Source organism: Leucobacter japonicus (assembly GCF_001273855.1).
GTDB lineage: Bacteria > Actinomycetota > Actinomycetes > Actinomycetales > Microbacteriaceae > Leucobacter > Leucobacter japonicus.
On the sequence record NZ_JHBX01000097.1, the window covers coordinates 1 to 238 of the forward strand.

Genomic DNA, 238 nt, shown 5'->3' on the forward strand with positions numbered 1-238 from the left:
GCTGCAGCACCCGCGCCGCCATTTCTTCCCCTCCTCCTCTCCCTCCTCTCTCTCTTTCGCCATGGAGAACTTCGGCTTTCCGCCCGCCGAGATTCTCACGCGTGTCGTCCTCTCCCTCTCTCTCCTCTCCGTTTTCGTGCCCTTCTGCGAACGCCTGCATCGACTCTCCTTCTTTCAGCATCATCAGTTCTCCTTCGTCTGCGCCACGTCGCACGCGCCGCAGAGTCTGTTGCTCGAC

1 protein-coding gene is annotated in these 238 nt (G+C 60.9%); it reads right to left on the reverse strand.

Annotation, left to right across the window (positions count from 1 at the left end; translation table 11 throughout):
• The coding region (locus tag AMS67_RS17255) for a hypothetical protein (RefSeq protein ID WP_156316540.1) at window positions 1-184 on the reverse strand (184 nt) is incomplete at its 3' end.
• Window positions 185-238: the final 54 nt, after the last annotated feature.